Genomic DNA, 2639 nt, shown 5'->3' with positions numbered 1-2639 from the left:
CGGTAATACTGACCTATTCCCTGCTGCAATTTGGTTTCAATCATCAGGAAAGTGCAGCTATCGATGATAATACCATGGCAATGATGGCCCAAAAGTATATTGATGATGATGAAGAGGATAAGGCGGAAGAGATGCTATTCAAATATGTGGATTCAAATCCTGATGCACCGCTATCACTCTTTATGCTCGGAAATTTATCTTTTGATAAAAAGGACATATACAAGGCAAAGGGTTATTATGAAAAAGCGATTGAAAGTAATCCGGATTTGCATGAAGCCCATTACAATCTTGCCTTGGTCTACATGAATCTCGAATCATTCGACCAAGCTAAAGAGCAAGCTGATAAGGCTATTGAGCTTGCCCCGGATAATAAGTCATACACTAAACTACTGGAAGAAATCGAAAAACAACTATAACTCTTGACGCAGCATGATTGGAGTACCGTCTTTTAGGGTAAACAAGACAAGTATTTCCCTTTGATTCTTCGCCATAAGCAATAGGGGGATGGTGCTACCTTGTGGACTCACAGTGGAGCCATCCTCCTTTTTTACTCCCAACACATAATTTTTGTATAGTCCTTCCCATAGTTTTCCCACAATTTCTTCCCGTTTGAATTGGGGGAAGGCAGCAAGCCATTGGTTTTTCTTTGAAGGCAGATCTGTTAAAGAAATGATTTTGTACTGATCAAGATTGACCTGAAAGGCTTGCCCGGCTTTCTCCAAACCATTTCGAACCGTTTGATCTGTCAAGCCATCCAGCGTTTTTTTCCACTGAATCTGTTCTTCTGAAAGGGGGCGGTGGAAAAATTGAAAAACCGGTGTCGTTACTGTATAGAGTTTATCTTTACTGAGCTGCTGGGCACTGGTGAAAATGGTGTCACTTGGATGAACCTCGGCATAATGAAACGTTACAGCTTCATAACGCCCACTCTCGGATTCTTTATATTTCGCTTTTTGAGAGAGTTCTTGTTTATTTTGGCGCCAATTTTTTAAAGCCCCTGCCAATTTTCCATTTTTGTATAAAAGCGATACATCCTGACGTAAGTAAGCAGGCTGGTCCAACGTAGAATCGACCCTCCAAGTGATGGTATAGGTGGAATCCCCGGTACCTTTAGGTGTCAGGTGGGTGGCAGCATGTTCAAAATGGAGCGAGGAATCGATGGGAAAAAAAATGATGGTTTCCTCTGTCCGTTTATGATTTGATAAATAAAGGATGACAAAAATGGTGGTTAAAACCAAAAAGACGGTATACTTCAATTGTACTTTCATTTTTCCCCTCCGTTTTCACGCGTGATGAATGGTTTAAAAACATTAAGCTGTTAAATCAATCAAAGGAGTCCACATTCTTGATATTTCATCATATGAATACAGTTGGACATGTATGAGGGGGATGGGGAAATTATCAAAAGAGTAAATGGGCGCTTGTTACAAAGGTGCTGATTCGATATACTTTCCTAAAGAAAAGAGTAAAGAGGTTTACTATGAAAACATATTATGATCTTCAACAATACTTAAAAAGATTTGGTACATTTATCTATATTGGCGATCGCTTAGCCGAGCTTGAACTGATGGAGGCCGAAATAAGGGAACTCCACCGTATGCAGATGATGGATACGAAAGATTATCAAATGGCGATTCTTTTAATCAGGCAGCAATCGTCTCTTGAAAGGGAAAAACAGAAAAAAAATTGATAAAAAAGGTGAGAATGATGGAAAAGTGGCTGATGGGTGTGGATTTAGGCGGTACAACTACCAAACTGGCTTTAATCAATTTATACGGCGAGATCATTCATAAATGGGAAATCAGCACGGACATCTCCGAAAAGGGAAAATACATTACGATTAACATAGCTAAAGCAATTGATGCGAAGCTCGTGGAACTTAATGAACCGAAGAGTAAGATAGTAGGGATAGGAATGGGTGCTCCCGGTCCTGTGAAATTTGTTAACGGTTCCATATATGAAGCCGTCAATCTTGGCTGGAAGGACTATCCTTTAAAAGATTTATTGGAGGTGGAGACAGCTCTTCCAGCTGTGATCGATAATGATGCCAATATGGCAGCTTTGGGAGAAATGTGGAAAGGTGCCGGTAATGGAGCCAAAGACCTCGTTTGTGTCACTTTGGGAACGGGTGTAGGAGGCGGAATCATCCATAATGGCCAAATCGTCCATGGTACCAGTGGAGCTGCTGGGGAAGTAGGCCATATAACGGTCGTAACGGACGGAGGGGCACCATGCAATTGCGGCAAGACTGGTTGTTTGGAAACGGTTGCTTCGGCAACGGGAATCGTCCGTATGGCTTTAGAAGCCTTGGATGCCGCCGATGAAAAGTCATTGCTTCAGCAGAAAGTAGAAGAGGGGAATACGGTTACTTCCAAACTGTTATTCCAATGCGCCGCAGCAGGTGATCCCTTGTCCAAAGCTGTGGTGGATAAGGTAGGCAATTACTTGGGGCTGGCACTATCACATGTTGGGAATGTCATGAATCCAGATAAAATCGTCATTGGCGGCGGCGTTTCACAAGCGGGAGACATTTTGCTTGATACTGTCCGTTCTGCATTCGGAAAGTATGCATTCAAACGGGTTAGTAAATCAACGAAAATCAGCCTGGCCACTCTAGGCAATGATGCAGGGGTAATAGG

At 42.3% G+C, this 2639-nt stretch carries 4 protein-coding genes; 3 read left to right on the top strand and 1 reads right to left on the bottom strand.

From position 1 onward, the window contains the following. Positions 1-416: tetratricopeptide repeat protein (locus AC1DVB_RS26465; RefSeq protein WP_477591766.1), on the top strand; the 416-nt coding region annotated here is incomplete at its 5' end. On the opposite strand, the gene AC1DVB_RS26460 is transcribed toward AC1DVB_RS26465, so the two are convergent. Then, positions 411-1268 (bottom strand): hypothetical protein, encoded by an 858-nt coding sequence (locus tag AC1DVB_RS26460; protein WP_095678567.1) that lies wholly within the window; start codon positions 1266-1268, stop codon positions 411-413. The two genes, AC1DVB_RS26465 and AC1DVB_RS26460, sit on opposite strands and share 6 nt — an antisense overlap. 212 nt (positions 1269-1480) lie before the next feature. Here AC1DVB_RS26460 and AC1DVB_RS26455 point away from each other — a divergent pair, with 212 nt between their 5' ends. Together AC1DVB_RS26455 and AC1DVB_RS26450 are read left to right on the top strand one after the other, a co-directional pair. Then, entirely contained in the window at positions 1481-1690 is a 210-nt protein-coding gene (locus AC1DVB_RS26455; RefSeq protein ID WP_034308407.1) for a YqgQ family protein, read from the top strand. Between the two features lie 14 nt (positions 1691-1704). Further along, positions 1705-2639, top strand: a 935-nt coding sequence (locus AC1DVB_RS26450) for an ROK family glucokinase (protein ID WP_477591763.1), incomplete at its 3' end; no start/stop codon positions are given.

This window comes from Peribacillus sp. P4_D6 (assembly GCF_056401795.1).
This window is presented reverse-complemented; position numbering and strand designations above follow the sequence as displayed.